This window comes from Serratia sp. 25CWL12 (assembly GCF_055790885.1).
Map to the genome: position 1 here is coordinate 3,856,198 of NZ_CM147698.1, position 18,722 is coordinate 3,874,919.

Annotated in this window: 17 protein-coding genes; 2 read left to right on the forward strand and 15 right to left on the reverse strand. The window is 50.0% G+C overall.

Annotated elements, in window-relative coordinates; all coding sequences use genetic code 11:
* Positions 1 to 63: 63 nt before the first annotated feature.
* From ACX9GV_RS16735 to ACX9GV_RS16745, 3 genes are all read right to left on the reverse strand, one after another.
* Positions 64 to 1,128, reverse strand: a complete 1,065-nt coding sequence (locus ACX9GV_RS16735; RefSeq protein ID WP_473196267.1) for an LLM class flavin-dependent oxidoreductase — start codon at positions 1,126 to 1,128, stop codon at positions 64 to 66.
* A 73-nt stretch (positions 1,129 to 1,201) separates the two neighbouring features.
* Positions 1,202 to 1,798, reverse strand: a complete 597-nt coding sequence (locus ACX9GV_RS16740; RefSeq protein ID WP_473196268.1) for an ester cyclase — start codon at positions 1,796 to 1,798, stop codon at positions 1,202 to 1,204.
* 117 nt (positions 1,799 to 1,915) lie between these two features.
* Positions 1,916 to 2,125 (reverse strand): DUF1471 domain-containing protein, encoded by a 210-nt coding sequence (locus ACX9GV_RS16745; protein WP_473196269.1) that lies wholly within the window; start codon positions 2,123 to 2,125, stop codon positions 1,916 to 1,918.
* A gap of 299 nt (positions 2,126 to 2,424) precedes the next feature.
* Here ACX9GV_RS16745 and ACX9GV_RS16750 point away from each other — a divergent pair, with 299 nt between their 5' ends.
* Positions 2,425 to 3,135 (forward strand): hypothetical protein, encoded by a 711-nt coding sequence (locus ACX9GV_RS16750; RefSeq protein WP_473196270.1) that lies wholly within the window; start codon positions 2,425 to 2,427, stop codon positions 3,133 to 3,135.
* Between the two features lie 85 nt (positions 3,136 to 3,220).
* Here the strand turns inward: ACX9GV_RS16750 and ACX9GV_RS16755 are convergent, their stop codons facing one another.
* The 10 genes from ACX9GV_RS16755 to pldB all read right to left on the reverse strand — a co-directional run bounded on the left by ACX9GV_RS16755 (position 3,221) and on the right by pldB (position 15,090).
* The gene (locus tag ACX9GV_RS16755; RefSeq protein WP_023489856.1) at positions 3,221 to 4,123 is read right to left on the reverse strand and encodes a LysR substrate-binding domain-containing protein; all 903 of its coding nucleotides are present in this window, start codon (positions 4,121 to 4,123) and stop codon (positions 3,221 to 3,223) included.
* 88 nt (positions 4,124 to 4,211) lie between these two features.
* Positions 4,212 to 5,798, reverse strand: a complete 1,587-nt coding sequence (locus ACX9GV_RS16760) for a hypothetical protein (RefSeq protein ID WP_037385059.1) — start codon at positions 5,796 to 5,798, stop codon at positions 4,212 to 4,214.
* Positions 5,799 to 5,989: 191 nt separating this feature from the next.
* Positions 5,990 to 7,213, reverse strand: coding sequence for a cytosine permease (locus ACX9GV_RS16765; protein ID WP_473196271.1), 1,224 nt, complete (start codon positions 7,211 to 7,213; stop codon positions 5,990 to 5,992).
* A 117-nt stretch (positions 7,214 to 7,330) separates the two neighbouring features.
* Positions 7,331 to 7,723, reverse strand: coding sequence for an allophanate hydrolase-related protein (locus ACX9GV_RS16770; protein ID WP_116728792.1), 393 nt, complete (start codon positions 7,721 to 7,723; stop codon positions 7,331 to 7,333).
* Between the two features lie 17 nt (positions 7,724 to 7,740).
* Positions 7,741 to 8,700, reverse strand: coding sequence for a carbamate kinase (gene arcC / locus ACX9GV_RS16775; RefSeq protein WP_473196272.1), 960 nt, complete (start codon positions 8,698 to 8,700; stop codon positions 7,741 to 7,743).
* The gene (locus tag ACX9GV_RS16780) at positions 8,697 to 10,118 is read right to left on the reverse strand and encodes a YlbE family protein (protein ID WP_023492003.1); all 1,422 of its coding nucleotides are present in this window, start codon (positions 10,116 to 10,118) and stop codon (positions 8,697 to 8,699) included. The genes arcC and ACX9GV_RS16780 overlap by 4 nt, the downstream gene beginning before the upstream one ends.
* Positions 10,115 to 11,674, reverse strand: a complete 1,560-nt coding sequence (fdrA, locus tag ACX9GV_RS16785; RefSeq protein ID WP_473196273.1) for an acyl-CoA synthetase FdrA — start codon at positions 11,672 to 11,674, stop codon at positions 10,115 to 10,117. Before fdrA ends, ACX9GV_RS16780 begins: the two co-directional genes overlap by 4 nt.
* A gap of 519 nt (positions 11,675 to 12,193) precedes the next feature.
* Complete coding sequence (locus ACX9GV_RS16790) at positions 12,194 to 12,862, reverse strand: cysteine hydrolase family protein (RefSeq protein WP_023492001.1); 669 nt, start codon at positions 12,860 to 12,862, stop codon at positions 12,194 to 12,196.
* Positions 12,863 to 13,242: 380 nt separating this feature from the next.
* On the reverse strand, positions 13,243 to 14,043 hold the full coding sequence (gene yigL, locus ACX9GV_RS16795) for a sugar/pyridoxal phosphate phosphatase YigL (RefSeq protein WP_023492000.1): 801 nt from the start codon (positions 14,041 to 14,043) through the stop codon (positions 13,243 to 13,245).
* Positions 14,044 to 14,091: 48 nt separating this feature from the next.
* Positions 14,092 to 15,090, reverse strand: coding sequence for a lysophospholipase L2 (gene pldB / locus ACX9GV_RS16800; protein WP_473196274.1), 999 nt, complete (start codon positions 15,088 to 15,090; stop codon positions 14,092 to 14,094).
* A 463-nt stretch (positions 15,091 to 15,553) separates the two neighbouring features.
* Between pldB and rhtB the strand changes: the two genes are divergently transcribed.
* A complete protein-coding gene (gene rhtB / locus ACX9GV_RS16805; protein WP_473196275.1) occupies positions 15,554 to 16,174 on the forward strand; it encodes a homoserine/homoserine lactone efflux protein in 621 nt (206 codons plus the stop codon).
* Positions 16,175 to 16,198: 24 nt separating this feature from the next.
* Here the strand turns inward: rhtB and rhtC are convergent, their stop codons facing one another.
* Together rhtC and recQ are read right to left on the reverse strand one after the other, a co-directional pair.
* The gene (gene rhtC, locus ACX9GV_RS16810) at positions 16,199 to 16,825 is read right to left on the reverse strand and encodes a threonine export protein RhtC (RefSeq protein WP_473196276.1); all 627 of its coding nucleotides are present in this window, start codon (positions 16,823 to 16,825) and stop codon (positions 16,199 to 16,201) included.
* Positions 16,826 to 16,837: 12 nt separating this feature from the next.
* Positions 16,838 to 18,670, reverse strand: a complete 1,833-nt coding sequence (gene recQ, locus ACX9GV_RS16815; protein WP_473196277.1) for an ATP-dependent DNA helicase RecQ — start codon at positions 18,668 to 18,670, stop codon at positions 16,838 to 16,840.
* Between the last annotated feature and the right edge of the window lie 52 nt (positions 18,671 to 18,722).

Consider the following 18,722-nt stretch of genomic DNA (forward strand, 5'->3'; position numbering starts at 1 on the left):
CAACCAAGCCCCATCCACTCGGGTGGGGCTTCCAGAAAATACTCCCCATAACGTCACTTCAGCTTATGCCGATTCATGGGCTATAAATGCTCGAAATTGGGGAGCAATGACAGTAGCTAGCACGTCGATATTATTTTTTACCAGAGCGAACGGCAGCGCTCCCGTATCAACGTGAGCCAAGAACTGTTGCTGCCGGTAGAGCTGATACTGATATTTCATCTTGGCGAGAATAGTTTCGGCCGAACCGATCATCATGGCATTATCAATAGCCAGCGAATGACGCAGGAAATCAATAGATGTCGAATCAGCACGTAATTCTTTCATCATTCCATTGAAATAAGGGTAGAACTCCTCGACCGCCTGTTCATCACTCTGCGCAGTATGGAACCAACTCGTGGTCGTGATGGGCATCACCTGCATCGAATGGCCAGCTACCACTGCTGCTTGCCGATAAGCATCGATCGCCATTTTAAAGTTGTGAGCACTCCCTGCCAAAGTCGTTATCATCATCGGCAATCCCTTATTTGCAGCACTCAGCGCGCTGTCACTATGGCCACCCACCGCATGCCATATTTTCAATTTCCCATTCATTGGCTGCGGGTAGATCTGCGCATTCACCAACGGTGGGCGAAATTTTCCCTGCCAGTTGATGGGCTGTTGCTGTTCACTTGCTTGATTAATTGCTATCAGCAATTCGAGTTTTTCATCAAACAGAGCCTCATAATCGGCGGGGGAATATCCCAGCAAGCCAAAACCGCCTATACGTGAGCCCCTTCCCACTACGATCTCCGATCGTCCATTCGAAATCAGATCGAGCGTGGCAAAATCTTCAAACACGCGTACCGGATCGAGGGTACTGATCACGCTGACTGAACTCATCAGGGTGATGTTTTTCGTCGCCTGTGCGGCTGCGCCCAATATCACGGTATGTGCCGCACTAACAAAACCCTTCTCATGACTTTCACCAAGAGCATAAATATCAAGACCGACCACTTCAGCCTGTATGGCCATTTCGATTAAATTCCTAACCCGTTCCTGCTCAGTGGATTTTTTACCGGTTATCGGATCAGTCAGATGGGCCCCTATCGATGAGATGCCTATTTTGAAAGGTGATTTGTTGCTATGCATGATTAATTAACCCAACTCTTGTTCTTCTTTTACCCAATAAGTCAGGGGACTGGTTAGTCCCCATTATCATTAGTTATTTGAGCAAACCTAACTGCTTCATAAAGGTGTAGTCATCGTAAAATAACCACTCTTCATCCATTGTTCCTTTATCATTCCAGCGACCGATAGTGGCCATTTCTATTTCAAAGCGTTTGCCGGTTGGCTGAATCACCGTACCATCCGATAAAACCATCGGCTTGGTGAACGTGCCGCGCCATACACCAGTGACTGCAGTATAATTACCCTGACCAATGCGTACATGATGGATAGGGTTTTCAGTATCCGGTGCAAACGCAAAGATTTTCTTTGAACGCTCAAGATGGTCTTTTAAGCCATAAGTCACCGTACCATCGGGATAGTGCACAATAATATCTTCCGCGTGACTTCTATTCATCTCATCCCATTTTTGGTGACTATAGACATTAAAATCCAAGTCATCAAAATTCCTGAGATTTTTTTCTACGTTTTCTCGTTCCGTTTTAAATTCTTTCAATGTTTTGTTGATACGCTCTGGTGCTTTAGCATCAGATGTCGCAGAGAAATCATCAGGTTTATTTTCGGCTGAGAATACTGAGAAACTCATAAGCAGTGCGATAGCAATACCTGACTTTGATTTTATCTTATAACTCATAAAATATAACCTTATTATTTCTATAGATATAATCCATACCCTTTTAATTTCAAGTCGAATATATATTCTTCCTGCGAATAAAATTATTTAGGGTATGGCGAGAATGGCGGATATAAATCAGTTAACCAGTTTGGCCATCATATAAACACCATTTTTATCGTGCGAGGCGATAATCTTATAATCTGCATTGGCTTTTTTTGCCTGAGCAGCTATCTTCGCCTCAGCACTGTCAATAGTAGAGGCTCTTGCAGTGACATTTTGAGCCAAGCTACTGAAAGAAACGAGAGAGGCAGCGGTAAAAAGAACAAAAAATTTAACCTTATTCATGGGAACTCCTTTATAGTAAATATATTATTTATCAAAATAATTACTGCACGAAACAAGGATATCCCAGTTGACCATTCTTAAACATGTTAAATAATTGCCATAGTCTTTCAATAAAATTGATGGTGCCGTAATGATATGATTGAACATACATTTATCCCCACGGCCAGCAATAACATTCGGCATTTGGGTGATATATTGCCAAAATGTGGACTTATTCCCTGCAACGACCCATTATTAAGCCAACCCAATACACAGGTTGAACATGTACTCATCAATGATGATTAACAAGAGGATGGTTCGTGGAGCGTTCAGTATTATTGCATCATCTCAAAACATCATGCTATGCCTTCTCCGCCGTCGTGTTAACGGGTTGGGTCACCGACTCGTTGAACGAGGAGTTGATTTTTAAAACGTTTTTACGCCTGTTGCATCCGGAAGAGGTTGAACGTTATTTACATCCATTTACCGATCTGATCAGCTTTTCCCTCTGGGCTATTCCGTTGGTGTTTACCACGCTGTTGCTGTTATTTGCCTCAGTGATGACATTACATCATGTTAAAAAACCACGCCTTTACCAAATAACGCACAAAAAACCACTCTTGCATGCTCCCCATGTTGCGGGTACCCCGACGCCAGAGCAATTAACCGCTTTTTTGCACACTTACGCCACTGCAGGGAAAATCTCACTACTGGCCCCCCACGCCTTACAGCAAGAATATCAAATGCGACTGGCAAGCATTGAAGAAGCGAACAATATTGATATTCACCTACTAAAAGAAGATGACGACCTGCAAAAAATAGCCATGGAACTTGAGCAGTGGATAAAAAAAGAGGTAAAAAATAGGTTAAATGAACATTTGGGGCCGGTGTTTTTTGATATTACTTACTCATCACCGGTACGCAGCAGCGCCGCTTTATTTTGCAGTCTGGAGCAGGATATAGAGCTGATTCAAGCGACGCCTGACGGAAAAATCGCGTCTTATGACCTGCTCTGCAAGATCCAGGAATAACCTCGGTCTGCCCAGTGAGGCAATCTCAACGCCGACATAATAAGTGCAGGCTATATCTTGATGCTAGTGCTGGCTGAAGGGGAGTTTAACCATGTAACTTGGCACGAAACGAAGGTGCCAATAGATAGTCCATGCACCAGCGGCTTACTTTACCCATCCCATCGGAACGGGCCGCAAAGAAGATCTGCGTAGCATGTTTATGTTCTTGCATCGGCTTTTTAACCAATAAACCCGCATTCAACAGTGGCAGAACCAGATGGTGCGGCACATAACCAATCGCCACGTTGCGCTGAATCAACTCAATGCCCGTCGCAAAGTCGGGGACGAACATCGGCTTTTGCCCTTCTAGCAGCCAAGCCTGCTGCGGCACAAAATTGACCGCGGTATCGCGAATACAAACGGCGGGATACTGGCGCAACTCGGTATTCTGCAGCGGTTGAACCTGTATGGCTAACGGATGCTGTGGCCCAACGACAAAATCCCACTCCAGGTGACCAATAGATTCACTGACGATCCCTTCGGTGCTAGGTACCGCATGAGGGGCACCAATCACCAGGTTAGCCCTTTTACCATATAAGGCATCCCAACAGCCGTTATAGACTTCGGTATCGATAGTCAGACGGGTAGACGGAAATACGCGCTCAAAATCACAGACAAACTCGACGATAGCGGAACGAGGAATAATGTTGTTCACCGCAATCGTTAGTTCTTGTTCCACACCACTGTGGATCAGTGCGGTATTGCGGCGTAAAGCATCCAGGTCATTAAGAATGGTTTTACTGTGTTCGACAAAGTACTCACCCGCCGGAGTGAGTTCGATATAGCGGCCTTTACGCAGCAGGAGTTCAACACCAAAGCTCTCCTCTAGTTTTTTAACCGTGTAACTAATCGCAGAAGGGACTTTATTCAGATGTTCGGCAGCGGTGGTGATGCTCTGGTATTTCGCAACCAGATGTATAACCCGCAATGTCTCATCGGAAATAAACATAATGACTCCCTGAAGTGGCCTGGAGAGGAGAGACTGCCAACCCAAGGTCGGGCAGTCTGCTCATTATGCTGGATTATACCACGCTCACCTAGGCGCTGATGGACTCTTCTTGATTACTGACGGGCTCCCAGGATATTTTTTCACCCTTTCTGATCTGCTGCCAAGTTAACAGACAGAACATCAGCCCAACAATAAAGTAAGCCAGGCTCACTGCCGGGGTGGCATTAAACGCCAGTTTGTGTCCGTGAATAAAGCCGAAAAACGACAGCATTGAGGCGATAAAAGCAAAAACTGCCGCCCAGTTAAAGCGACGGTCAATAACAAACACTGCAATTGCGGCCAACATCAACCCCGCCAACACCGCACCACTGCCCAAGGTCGCCATACCATTAAGCAAAACACCACTGCCGCGCAACTGTTCAGTAAACTGCAGCGTTTTGTCCACACCAGTGGCATTAATTACACTGTTCATCTGGCTATTCGCCCACTCAGCAATATTCGGAATAAACGCTAAAATAATCGCTGGAGCATGGCGTTTCGGTGTCTCTTGGAAAGCCTGGGCACCGATAATCAAGCCGATAAACAATAAAATGGGAATAATCGCCACAAGAGGAATAATGGATAAAAAAACCGCCGTCAAACCGAGGAAGCAGACCAGCGAGATACCAATACCAGTGGCTAACGAATAGCCTACGCATCCCCCGACTGCTTTCCAACCAGGATGGCCAACATAAACCGCCGGCGGGAACGGGGAACCTAAAAATGCCCCCGCAATGGCGCCCATACCATCGGCAATTAATACCGCACGTAGATTATAATTGTCCCCTGCTGCAGAAGCAGACTCAACATTATTAATTACCTCAGTAAAGTTATAAATGCCCAAGGGGACAGCGGTAACCAGCAGTGGCCAGACTTGCGCCATGGGAAGTGACAGCACGTCAGCAGTGAGTATGGGTAAATAGACGCCAAAGTGGTTAAATGACCCACCCACCTTGGACAGATCCATCATATTACTGAAACCAAAAAAGGTCGCTCCCCACGCCAAAGCGGAACCGATAATAATCACCGCCAGACCACCGGGGATGCCGAAAGGCAGACGGACACGCCCCATCCAGGAGATCAGAATAATCATAAAACAGATTAATCCAATCCAAGGGGTTTCATACATCAAAAAACCCGGACGCATGGCGATAAACGTAATGGAAACCCCAGCCAACGCACCTAACATGGCGGCTCTTGGGGTATATTTACGAATTGTCGGGCCAATAAAAGCACCCAGTAGCACAATGCACCCCACCAACAGTGCCCATACCATACCCAGGATCCAGCTTAATATGGGATTACCGGTGCTAATGTAGGTCGGCAACATCACCATAAAAACCACAATAAACATTTGCGGTACGCTAGGCCCATAAGGCAGTGCGGTTACGGTATTTCTCTTTTCAACTTTGGCTTTCTGGTAGGCAATGTAGGTATAAAAAAGGTTACCTATCAGTAGAGCAATCCCTAACGCAGGTAAAATACGGCTGTAAACATTAACCTCGGGTATTTTAACGACATAGAGGCATAACCCGGTTAACACCAAGGTATTGACTAATATATTGGTAAACAGACCAAAAAATGCATTTAAATCACCAACACTCCACAATTTTGGTTTAAATTTTTCCACCTGCATGCTACCTGTCTCCGACAATAAACACGAAAAATTCTTATTTGATGGGGATTTGTTAGGCAAAGCATAGACTGACTCACCAGTGCCAACCCTATCTCCCACCGATCGTCTAATTGCAGAGATGTTGACTAGGTGATGAGTCCCTTCCGTGGGACTCGTACCGTTGTCGCCTTGCGGCAACTTGGGTCTTTAGATTACTTTTTCTGGCTCAGTCGACTTAACAGGATATACCCCAAACAAGCCACCAGAATTGAATCCACTGAAGGGATGGTCGTCAAGGTAAACATGTTATTGACGGTCATAAAACCTACCGCAGAACCGGCAGCCCAGGCGACAAATGTCAGCAGTTTAACCTGTGGTTCTGTCGTCAGCACTGTTTCCTGATAGCCATTACGGCGATAGAGGAAAAAGTCGGCGACATAGATACCGGCCACAGGCGGGGTGGCAATACCCAAGAATAACAGGAATGGAATAAACCAGGCCATGATATCCATGCTACCTACAATCGCCGCCAGCACCCCTAATACCAGTGTGATCTGCCATTTAGGGAAACGGGTGAACAAGGTTGATACCACCAGCGTACCCTGGAACATATTCCCCGCGTTACCGGTAATGCAAGCAAAGACCAGCAACAGCGCCGCAGGCAATACTGCACCGAATACCGCCATCGCGGCCAGCAACGACCCTTGACCACTCAAGGCGCTAGGTGTCGCCCCCACCCAATACAGTAGTGGATAGGCCACCAGAAAGGTGATAATTGCCCCAATCAGAGCATGCTTGCGGTTATGCACAAAGCTACCAAAATCCGGTAGGGTTGCCACCAGCACAATAATCGTCCCCACCACGGTAGAGACCGCCACACCAGTATCCATGCTGGCTAAACGCTCACCCAGTTCAACCTGCCCGTGGGTAGCAACATACAGGATATAGCACAGCACCAGGGCAATAATCGGTACAGCAATTTGCGCCACTTTACCCAAGACAGCAAAACCAAAGGCGGTAGAAGCGACAAAAATACAGCACCCGACCACCACCAACAGGGGCACTGGCAGGACCAGGCCATACTGTGCCAACAAATCATGCACCGAATGGCCGAACATATTGGCGGTGACGGCAATCCAACCAAACAAACTGATGGCCATCAGAATATTGATAGCCACCGCACCACGCTCACCAAAAGAGTATTTCACAATGCCGTAGGTTGGCAGACGCGCCTTTTCACCCACACAAATGGTGATAGCAGAGAGTATCGCCAGGATCAGGCCGCCCAATGCCACCACACTGATCAACTCCGTGCGGGATAACTGATTACCCAGGCTGGAAGAAGAAAGCAGTACCGGAGTGACCGCAATACCCAACAGGATCATCGCAATATGAAATCCCGATGCGGTGTTGAGGTTTTCCTCTGTTTTACGCATATATTACTCCTCGTGAATATACCCGATGAACGCCAAACCGCATGGCTCCCCAGCAACCAGCTGAAGCCAGCCACTGGGGTGAAATGCCACTTGAAACCGGGTATATAAGGCTAAGACTTAGCCAGTAAAGGTTTCACCGGTATACTGACGCCAGCCACCATGTTCGGTAATTTCCTTTTGCCCTTCCAGCAGCCAAGGTTCGGCTAATACCCCGAGCACCACACTGCCATCCTGCAATTTCACTTTACCAATCGACAACCCTTCAGGTTCGCTCAGTAATAGGGTGGCAAATGAAGCCATCGGCAGTTCCCACAGCTCTAGCGGAACAGAAATCCCCCCTTCCATCACCCGGATCATCCCTGGATGACGATCATTAATGCTCCACAAACGGTAATGGGCATCGGTTTGATCTTCACGAACAAAAACACCGCCGGCGGCAATCATATTGCCGTTCAATTCCAAACCACGCATCAAAGTGCCATTTACGGCAACCAAAGTCGTCTGGCTCATCGTTCTTTCCTTTCCTGTTAGGGCTTAATCCAAGTGCCGGTCTGGTGATTCAGTGCGGCTTTAATGGCTTGAGGGCTGGTGATCAAGCCCTGGCCGGTTTTTCCTTGTTGCTTGCTGTTCATCACAAAACGCAGAATCGCTTCCACCTTCGGCTGCATACTACCGGCACCAAACTGCCCTTGCTGCAACAAATCCTGTGCCTGTTCAATGCTTAACGCATCCAACCACTGCTGTTGTGGCGTACCGAAATTAATTGCTACCTGTTCGACCCCAGTAGGGATCATCAGCAAGTCTGCGCCCAGTTGTTCAGCCAGCAGTGCAGAAGCCAGATCTTTATCGATCACCGCTTCCACGCCACGCAGTTGTTGGTGTTCATCCTGCACCACCGGGATACCGCCGCCGCCACAGGCGATAACAATACAGCCCTGCGCCAACAGTTGAGCAATCACCTCCCGCTCGATAATCTCCAGTGGCATCGGTGACGCTACGGTACGCCGCCAACCACGGCCCGCATCTTCCATCACCGTCCAGCCCAACTTCTGCTGGCGCTCCAATGCAGTCTGGTGATCAAAAAAGGCGCCTACTGGCTTGCTCGGGTTCTGGAAGGCCGCATCATCGGCGCTCACCAGAGTTTGCGTGACCAAAGCCACTACCGGCCGTTGGATACCGCGACGTAGCAATTCGTTATGCAGCGCTTTCTGGAACATGTAACCAATGGCACCCTGGGTATCACCCACGGCATAATCCAGTGGAACTGGTGCAACTTCTTCCGCAGCCAGTTCTGAGCGGCGCAGAATAAAGCCTACCTGTGGTCCATTACCATGAGTCAATACCAGATCCCAACCGGCCTCGATCATCTCGACAACATGCCCCACCGTTTCCATCACGGCCTGATACTGGTCTGGGATGCTGTTATGTTGGTCGTCCTGGATCAGTGCGTTACCACCAACAGCAACCACCGCTAAAGGTCTGCTCATACTGATTCTCCTGCTGGCAACGTTTGCGCCAATGCTTCAATGGCTTCAACAAAACACGACATTGGTGCAGTAGTAATCCCGGCGCCAATCTGCCCAACCCCGGCTTCTTTATGGGCGATTCCGGTGTTAATTACTGGCAGAATCTGACGATCGGCCACTTTACGCGCATCAATACCCGCCGCTGTCGGCGCAAAATTCAAGGCTGGCAACGTAAAGGCTGGGTTAGCCCCAATGGTGATAAACTGCATACGACGGCTGTTATTGGTGGCATCTGCTGGCGTACCACCAACAAATTTCACGATGGCTGGTGAAGACGCCATGGCAAAACCGCCGACCCCAGCAGTTTCAGTAATCGCGCTATCCCCCAAATCAGCCGCAGCGTCATCAACGCCATAACCTGGGAAGAACAGCCCTTCCACGGCGTTGGCCGGTGCCTGGAACCAGCGGTCACCGGTACCGGATAAACGGATACCAAAGTTGACACCATTACGTGCCATCACGGTGACCATTGAGCTGTAAGGCACGCCTGTGGCCGCATCCATCATGGCTTTACAAGCCGCCATGGATAGGTTGAGGAAGAAGTGATCATTACCGGTAATAAATGCCACCACGCGCTGCAACGTTTCTACCGGCAGGTTGCAAGTCAGTAATGCCGGTACCAGACGCTTAATCAGCAAACCTGTGGCTGCGGAGTTACGGTTATGAACCTCATCCCCCATATGCAGGGCTTGCGCCATCAGTGGTTTCAATTCCAACTCACCAATCTGACGAACGGCCGCTTTTAACGCTGGAGCCAGTTCTTGCTTCATCCACTGCAAACGCTGCAACACTTCATCATTGTTGGCACCAAAGCGCAGGACTTTACCCAACCCTTCATTGAAGTTGCTAAACGCGCGCTGGCCATTGGTTTTATTCTCAATCACCCAGACTGGCATGGATGGGCTGATGATACCCGCCATCGGGCCCACAGCCTGGTGATGATGGCAAGGCTCCAGAGCCACTTTACCGTCTAGCACCAAACGTTCAGCCGCCTGATGATCGTTAGCCCATCCCTCAAACAGGATCGCACCAATGATCGCGCCTTTCACCGGGCCGCACATATCTGGCCAGGCAATCGGTGGCCCAGAATGCAGGATCAACTTACGCTCGGCCATCGCCGGGATAGCCTCCGCCGCACTCATTACGTCAATCAGTACCGGTTGAGCGCTCAGGTAACGCTCAAAAGCGATCTGGTTAGCTTGTTCAACCAGCGGATGACGGACCAATGCCGCCAGGTCCAGACCGGCCTGAATATTACCCATTGCAGGTGGCTGCCATTGCAACGCAACCACATCACCTTGGGCTTGTTTTAAGTTATCGGCAAAACCGGCCAGCCCGGCGTTAACCACTTTCAATGGCTGTTGAAATAATGGGTTCATGCTGTTTCTCCGTTTTTCTCAGCCTGAATACGAGCCACCAGGCTAGCCCACAACGCCGCCTGGGCATTGCAACCAGCAACCAGTACACCTGCCTCACGCAGTGCAGCAACTTGACGTGAACGCTGTTGGGGATCGGCTTCTGTTCCACAGACATGGGCAATCAGTAACGGGCCATTGCTGCTGTGATGTTTAGCTAGTAAAGCCAGCAGTTCAGTAGCAGGATCAGCGGCGGCGCCATAACCCAAGACCAGATCAAACAGCACCACGGCAGTCTCTGGATCATTCAGTTCCTGCTCGATACGCTGGTTACGCAGGGTAGGGTCGATCATCGGGTGTGGTCTGCCTCGGGTGAAATCATCATCACCCATATCGATCAAGGTATGCCCTTCACTACGCCAGATATCTGCTAAACGAGTGTTGCCTTTAACAGGCGTATTGGATGCGGCAATAAAGCCTTGCTGTTGGCATAGCAACTGACCTTCATAACAGAAGGTTCCACCGGCGAAGACGCCACGGATAGCCCAACGGGAAGCCGCTAAGTCTCCAATGACTGACTCCAGGATCTCAATATCCTGCTGTGGAATACGAGTGACTGAATCAGGTACTGCGGTGCCATTAGCCAGTGCCACGGCAATGCCAGCTGCATCAGCCAATGTGGCGGCGGCAGTCACCCCTGGACGGGTGATATCTTCCGCTGCAGCACCCAGGAAGTTCACCACTACTGGCTTGCCACAAGCCTGGGCACGCTCAAGAATGCGTTCTGCTACTGGACGAGCAGGTGGCTTGGAGATCAGAACAATCACCTGAGTTGCCGGATCCGCAGCCAGCGCTTGCAAGCCGTGCAACATGGAAATCCCGCCGATCTCTTCATGCAAATCGTGCCCACCGGTACCTAGTGCCTGGGAAATCCCCGCACCAAGCTGATCAATACGGCAGCTCACTTCCTGCAAGCCGGTGCCTGAAGCCCCAACAATGCCAATCGAGCCACCTTTCACAACGTTAGCAAAACCCAGTGGTAACCCATTGATAATGGCAGTGCCACAATCCGGGCCCATCACCAGGCGGTTTTTACGCTGCGCCAACAGTTTGATCTGTTTTTCCTGCTCCAGGCTAACGTTGTCACTGAACAACATCACGTTCATATCCAGATGCAGCGCCTTGATAGCTTCAGCCGCCGCATAATCCCCAGGCACGGAAATCAGCGCCAGATTAATGTCCGGCTGTTGTTCCGCTGCCATTTCGAGACTCACCAAGGTCGGTGCACGCAAGCCGTCCGAGTTGCTTTCCTTTGGCTTGCTATTAAGTCGTTGGTGGGCAATTTCCAGCGCCTCACGGCAAGCGTCTTCTTCGCCACGCACCGCAATAATCAGATCGTTTGGCCCGGCCTTGCAGCCATCATCCAAACCGGCGTCACGTAGTTGGCTAAGGTTGGTTTCCGTCCCCATGACGACGGAGGCCTGTTCAATACCAGGGAGTTTGCTGATCTGTGCAGAAATCTGCATCAGCGAAACCGAGTCCTGATAAAGATTGGCAAAAACTTTATGCATTACACTCATCGCATTTACCTGTTCGAGGTTTGCCCGTCACTGGTGTTCGGGCGGAAGGGTTCTTGACTGAAAACAATGATTTTCAGCCTATTAAAACCAGAAAATTGGGATCCGAGTTGATTCAAGCTATCGGCAATCTCCCTGCCACTTGAACCGCTCTACCATTTGAATCTCTCTACCACTTGAATAACAAAGAAAAGAGTTGATACTCGCAATAACCTGAGTTGCAGGAGGGGGAGCAAGGCCGCAGGCTGCCAGTCACAGGAATAAACCATGAACCTGGTGCGAACGGCTGTCGCCAACGCAGATGCAGCTTACCCTATTACGAGTATCTTGCCGGGCTCAGAGTGAGCGTTGCCATGCTGTCAAAGCGTGTCACATGCCGGCTAATCCATTAAGAAATGCCGGAAACACCGCGACTGTCATGGGTTTCTCACCCGAATCCGGCGGTACTACCCACGATACCCCGGCTCACTCAAGTTACCGCGGACAAGCCGGCCACTTGAGTGATAATGGGTATCTATAGGCTTATTTTTGCAAGCCAGCCACAATAGCGTTGGCATCACTGACCCAGCCAAAAATTGCGCCCTGGGCTTTGATCATTTCCAATGCGTATTTCTGGAACTCTGGGAAATAAGAACCGACACAATCTTGAGGAATAATACATTCGTAGCCACGGTCATTGGCTTCACGTACGGTGGTATTCACGCACACTTCGGTGGTCACACCGCAGACAATCAATGTCTTGATGCCATGATTTTGCAGGATCAAATGCAGGTCGGTCTGGTAGAACGCGCCTTTGCCTGGCTTATCAATCACTGGCTCGCCTGCCTGTGGGTAGAGTTCAGGAATAATGTCATGGCCCGCTTCACCGCGTACCAGAATGCGCCCCATCGGGCCATGGGTACCAATAAAGGTTTGACCGCCACGGGTCAATTTGGCTGGTGGGCAGTCGCTCAGATCGGCACGATGACCTTCACGCGTATGGATCACCAACAAACCCTGGCTGCGAGCGGCATCGAGGACACGTTTACAAGGTTCAATGGCGCTGCGAACGAAAGAAACATCGTTACCCAGTGCTTCACCAAAGCCACCAGGTTCAACAAAATCTCTTTGCATATCAATCATCACCAGTGCGGTGCTGGCAGGGTCAAAGGGTAGATCGAAGGGTTCTGCATGAAAAACTTGCTGAGTCATGACACATCTCCTACATCGTTGAGATTTCTGGCCTTGAGGCCGACAATTTTGATAGGTAATTTTCAGTATAGTAGGGGGATCAACGGGGGATTTGACAGACAAACGATTTCGCCTGCAGCAACGAAATTTTTGCAACAGACAACCGTATAGAGGATTAATGTGAGATTACTGCAAGTTAGTGCTTTTAATTGCAATTAAATTGATGATAAATCGGCGCTACATATAAAAAAATTGTTTATGAAATGTGCGCTGAATCGCTGAAATCGTATAAAAAAGAGTAAATACCCATACTTTTTTAGGGGCATTTTATTTGCAGGACAGAAACAGCCGGTGTTTTTGCCCTGCAACTTGAATTAAGACCCGCCCCACGCGCAGTGACGTTAACCCAGGAACATCTTGCGCAGATAATGCGGTACTGCGTCATCGGCATTAGAGCCAATCACGTCACGGTCGGGCAAGGTCTCTTTCAGCCGTTGGTGAGCATTTTGCATGATGCAACCTTTACCCGCCATCAACAACATTTCCAGGTCATTCATTCCGTCGCCAAAGGCGATACACTCCTTAAGGGAATAACCAACAATCTTGGCAACAGCCTCCAGCGCATGACCTTTCGACACGCCACCAGCCATCACCTCCAGGCAGTTAGACAGTGAGAAACTGACGTTAACCCGATCACCCCAACGTGCGTTAATGGCATCTTCCAGTAACATCAATGGGCCGTGATCAGCACAAGTAAAGTACACCTTGCACACACCGTCAGTTTCCAACAAACCTGGCTCAAACACTTGATACCTAAAGACGGATTCTTGGAAAAACTCTTCCTGTTCCGGGCTTTCACGATTCACAAACCAGTCGTCATTACGGAAAACGTTGGTCAGAATGTCTGGGTTGTTATGGACAATGTTATAGAGATCGTGAGCAATATCTTCGTCCAGGTTATGGCTGAAGATCAATTCCCCTTCGGTGTTGTGCACTCGCGCACCGTTGGAAGTAATCATAAATGCACTGATGCCCAGGCTATCGCGGATTTGCGAAACGTCGATATGATGACGACCCGTGGCAAAAACAAAATGTACACCGCGCTGCGTCAATAGCTGCAGAGTCTCTTTGGCGTAAGGGGTCAAGGTATGGTCTGGGGATAGCAGCGTGCCATCTAAATCAGAAGCGACGACGTGATACATAGCAATATGTTTTAACCTCTAGTGTATTGGCGGTAGCAACAGTACTACCTAATAATGAGCAAAGAAACGCAGGATTGCGCCCAGTGCTTCGGCACGCATCGCGTCCTGTTCAAACAGGATCTCATGACGAGCGCCCTGGATAATCCACGGTTTGCCCCCTTCGCAAGGGTGCCCCGCATCGGATAACGCCTGACAAAAAGCCCGATGAGAACGGTTGTCTACCACCCGTTCCTCACTGGCTTGCAATAATAGGAGCGGTGTGGTTATTTTAGCGGCTTCGGCAATAATTTGCTGCCCAGCCTGAATACTTTCCCTCACCCAATGATAAGTAGGGCCCCCAATCTGGATTTCCGGGTAATCGGCATAATAGTGCAGGTTACGGCGGTAACGCTCACGGCTATGGGTCAGTGGGTTCACCACATAAGGGAGTGGTCGCCAACGCCCGGTGCCTACCGCATAATAATCACGCATCGAAGGGTGATTCTCTGCCCAGTTCAGAATCGGGGTAGCCAGCCACCTTGGCATGGGCAAAGCAATACCAAACATCGGTGCACAGAGCGCCGCTGCAGCAAATGCCTGGGGTTCACGGGCCAGAAACTGTGCCAGGATCGCCGCCCCCATGGAGTGAGCCAAGGCAAAATAGTGCTGATAACCATAAGGTTCGACTTGTTGATGATAAAACTGAGCAAAGTCATCGACATAATCAGCAAAATTGACCACATGACCACGGTGTCTATCGGTGAGTATACGCCCGGAACGCCCCTGACCACGGTGATCCAGGATCATGACATCATAACCTTGGTGAAACAGGTCATAAGCCACTTCCTCATATTTGAGATAACTCTCGATACGGCCAGGGCTAATCACCACCACTCGCTGATGTGCCGGTGAACTCAGCCGGACAAAGCGGATAGGAACCCCGGCGACACCAATAAATTCACCTTCCACCCGTTGCTGCCAAAAATCCAGCAATGGCCCGGTAGCAAAAGCAGAGAACTGCTCTTCACGGTTTAACCATTGGGTATCACTGAGCGTCAACATCGTCATTACTGGCCTTCTATACTCGTCACCAATGAAGCTGCAGCGGTGTTGGCTGCACGCCCTCACCCCGGTCACATAGTTATCTATGCTCCCGGGGACTCACGCCTTGGCCGCCTGCCTGCAACCTCATTGAACTTGAGTATACGTTGCAGCTAGCCGATACAAAAACCGGCTCAAGATTAATTACACTATACCCAAAATAATTCGAATTGCTTTACAAACCGCTGAGCTTTTGAACAGCGCTGGCGCTGTCTCCAATAGGGGCGAACCTCATGGACGAAGCGAGTAACGGCAGGCAACACCCAAGCAATTTGCAGGATGAGGGATATATCGCTTGAAAAGCAATGGGTATAACTTATTGTGTCACAAATCAGCCCCAAGTTCATGCAAGTTGCTGCCGGAATATCAGCCAGTCACACCGTTCCGCTAGTTTGCAAACCATGGAAGAACACATTCAGGAAGCCTGACAATGACCTTAGACTGGTGGTTAACCTATCTGCTGACAACCCTGATCCTGAGCCTTTCCCCCGGTTCAGGAGCCATCAACACCATGAGCACTGGTATCAGCCACGGTTATCGTGGGGCGGTAGCCTCCATTGCTGGGTTGCAACTGGGGTTGTGCATTCATATTGTCTTGGTGGGGGTTGGCCTGGGGGCGATAGTTTCCCAATCGCTGCTGGCATTTGAACTGCTGAAATGGCTGGGGGTGGTCTATCTGATGTGGTTAGGTATTCAGCAGTGGCGATCCGCTGGTGCTCTGGATTTACACACGTTGGCAGGCACCCTGCCACGCCGCCACCTGTTTCGCCGTGCCGTGCTGGTGAATCTGTCCAATCCTAAAAGTATTGTGTTTCTCGCGGCGCTCTTCCCGCAATTTATCATCCCTAACCAACCACAATTAGCGCAGTATCTCATACTCGGGATCACCAGTGTGGTGGTGGATATTATCGTCATGACGGGTTATGCCACGCTGGCCACCCGGATTGCCCGTTGGCTGAAAACACCGCGACAAATGCAATTACTAAACCGCATTTTCGGTTCACTGTTTATTCTGGTGGCGGGGTTATTAGCCACCGCCCACAAGGCATAAGGCGACCGGCAGAACCTAGCCTGGTTAACGGGTAAAGATCAGATGCACACCAAAACCGGTGAACAATACCCCGGCCAGGCCATCAACCCACTTCACCATGCGCTGATAACCTCGGCGCATCTTAGGCAAGGCGAATACCACCGCCACCAAACTAAACCAAACCAAGGTTTCAACGGTGATCAAGGTGAATAATCCCCAACGCGCACCGGCACCCACCTCTTCCCCAACAAACAGCGAGAACACGCTACCAAAATAAATTACCGCTTTCGGGTTGGAAAGGTTAGTCAACAAACCACGGATAAAACTGCGCCCAGGTTTCGCTAATACCACTTTCCCCTCGGTTGATTCACAGGGGTGCAGATGGTGGTTACGGGCTGAGCGCAACAGTTGCCACCCCATCCAACACAGATATATGCCCCCCGCCACCATAATAATCTGATGCAACCACGCCATTTTCTGCAGGATCAGGTTCAAGCCCAGTAATGCCACACCAGCCCAAACCATGACGCCGAGAGTAATACCCACTACCCCCAGCATCGCCTCACGGCGCGAACGACTGACTGCAGTTTGAGACACAAAAAAGAAATCCGGCCCTGGACTGATTAACGCCACCAGATGTAGCAGTGCTATCTTCAAAAACAGTATCGACATGCTTGTAGGTCCTTATCTATCTTCATCATCGAGATGCTCGCGGATCACCGCCATAAAAGGGGTCCCAAAACGTTCCAGTTTGCGTTGACCAACACCGTTAACACTCAACAGTTCGCTGGCGTTGATCGGCATCTGCTCCGCCATCTCCAGCAGAGTCGCATCATTGAACACCACATAAGGCGGGATATTCTCTTCATCGGCAATGGATTTACGCAGCTTGCGCAATTTGGCAAATAGCTTGCGATCATAATTGCCGCCATAGGATTTCTGGTTGGCACTACTACGCAATTTAATACGCTGAATTCTTGGCACCGCCAGTTGCAAAGGCAGTTCACCACGCAGTATTGGGCGCGCGGCTTCCGTCAGTTGCAGCGCCGAATACATAGCAATATTCTGCGTAATAAAACCCAGATGAATCAGTTGGCGCAGAACACTGGTCCAGTGCTCAGTAGTTTGATCGCGGCCAATCCCATACACCGGCAGCTTTTCATGGCCAAATTCGCGGATGCGCTGGTTATTGGCACCGCGCAAGACTTCCACCACATAAGCAATACCAAAGCGTTGCCCAACACGGCCTATCACCGACAAAGCCTTGCGCGCATCCTCAAGGCCATCATAACGCTTAGGGGGATCAAGGCAGATATCACAGTTGCCACAGGCTTGCTGACGGCCTTCACCAAAGTAATTCAACAGCACCAAACGGCGGCAGGTTTGTGCCTCCGCAAAGGCCCCCATGGCATTGAGCTTATGGCGTTCGATATCCAACTGCGCACCTGCCGGTTTCTCTTCCAGACAGCGACGCAGCCAGGCCATATCGGCCGGGTCATACAACAGCACCGCTTCTGCCGGTAAACCATCACGCCCTGCACGCCCCGTTTCCTGATAATAGGACTCGATGTTGCGCGGTATATCAAAGTGCACCACAAAGCGCACATTAGGCTTGTTAATCCCCATGCCAAAAGCCACCGTTGCGACTACCACCTGCAAGTCATCACGTTGAAAGGCTTCCTGCACTTGAGAACGACGGGCGTTATCCAAACCGGCATGATAAGCCGCCACACTCAGCCCTCGGCTCTGCAAGCGGGCGGCAGTGTCTTCCACCTTAGCGCGGCTATTACAGTAAATAATGCCACTTTTGCCCCGCTGGTCTTGCACCAGACGCCATAGCTGGTCGAACGGTTTGAACTTCTCCACCAACGTGTAGCGGATATTAGGGCGATCAAAACTGCTGATCTGGATCAGCGGGTCCTGTAACGACAGTAAACGGACAATATCCCGCCGGGTGGCTTCATCCGCCGTGGCAGTCAACGCCAACACCGGCATGGTAGGAAAACGTTGTTTCAACTGGCCTAGCGCCCGATACTCCGGGCGGAAATCATGCCCCCACTGAGAGATGCAGTGTGCTTCATCCACTGCCAGTAATGCGGGTGGGCAATGTTCCAGTAACTCAAAGAAACTGTCCATCACCAGCCGTTCAGGGGCAACATAGAGCAATTTGATCTTGCCGCTACGGCAATTTGCCATCACTTCCCACTGCTGCTCACGGGTTTGTGTCGAGTTATAACACGCGGCTGCCACGCCATAGGCGAGCAGTTGATCAACCTGATCTTTCATCAATGAAATTAATGGGGAGACCACCAGCGTCAACCCATCCATCACCAGCGCCGGAATTTGATAACACAATGACTTACCCCCGCCAGTGGGCATTACGACCAGGCAATCCTGACCCGCAATGGTGGCGTTGATAATCGTTTGTTGACCCGGACGGAACTGCTGATAGCCGAAGGTATTACGCAACACCTGCTCTGCTAGCAACTCTTTGTTTATCACTGCTGCGGTTGACACACCCTTCCCCATTTAAACACGACAGCAGTACCCAGTTTGGCACTGCCATCCG

Coding starts and splice junctions, on each gene's coding strand:
- ACX9GV_RS16790 (WP_023492001.1), bottom strand. CDS start 12,862: ATGACTCAGCAAGTTTTTCATGCAGAACCCTTCGATCTACCCTTTGAC.
- rhtB (WP_473196275.1), top strand. CDS start 15,554: ATGACCTTAGACTGGTGGTTAACCTATCTGCTGACAACCCTGATCCTG.
- yigL (WP_023492000.1), bottom strand. CDS start 14,043: ATGTATCACGTCGTCGCTTCTGATTTAGATGGCACGCTGCTATCCCCA.
- ACX9GV_RS16765 (WP_473196271.1), bottom strand. CDS start 7,213: ATGCGTAAAACAGAGGAAAACCTCAACACCGCATCGGGATTTCATATT.
- rhtC (WP_473196276.1), bottom strand. CDS start 16,825: ATGTCGATACTGTTTTTGAAGATAGCACTGCTACATCTGGTGGCGTTA.
- arcC (WP_473196272.1), bottom strand. CDS start 8,700: ATGAGCAGACCTTTAGCGGTGGTTGCTGTTGGTGGTAACGCACTGATC.
- fdrA (WP_473196273.1), bottom strand. CDS start 11,674: ATGAGTGTAATGCATAAAGTTTTTGCCAATCTTTATCAGGACTCGGTT.
- ACX9GV_RS16740 (WP_473196268.1), bottom strand. CDS start 1,798: ATGAGTTATAAGATAAAATCAAAGTCAGGTATTGCTATCGCACTGCTT.
- ACX9GV_RS16760 (WP_037385059.1), bottom strand. CDS start 5,798: ATGCAGGTGGAAAAATTTAAACCAAAATTGTGGAGTGTTGGTGATTTA.
- ACX9GV_RS16755 (WP_023489856.1), bottom strand. CDS start 4,123: ATGTTTATTTCCGATGAGACATTGCGGGTTATACATCTGGTTGCGAAA.
- ACX9GV_RS16735 (WP_473196267.1), bottom strand. CDS start 1,128: ATGCATAGCAACAAATCACCTTTCAAAATAGGCATCTCATCGATAGGG.
- ACX9GV_RS16745 (WP_473196269.1), bottom strand. CDS start 2,125: ATGAATAAGGTTAAATTTTTTGTTCTTTTTACCGCTGCCTCTCTCGTT.
- ACX9GV_RS16770 (WP_116728792.1), bottom strand. CDS start 7,723: ATGAGCCAGACGACTTTGGTTGCCGTAAATGGCACTTTGATGCGTGGT.
- pldB (WP_473196274.1), bottom strand. CDS start 15,090: ATGACGATGTTGACGCTCAGTGATACCCAATGGTTAAACCGTGAAGAG.
- ACX9GV_RS16780 (WP_023492003.1), bottom strand. CDS start 10,118: ATGAACCCATTATTTCAACAGCCATTGAAAGTGGTTAACGCCGGGCTG.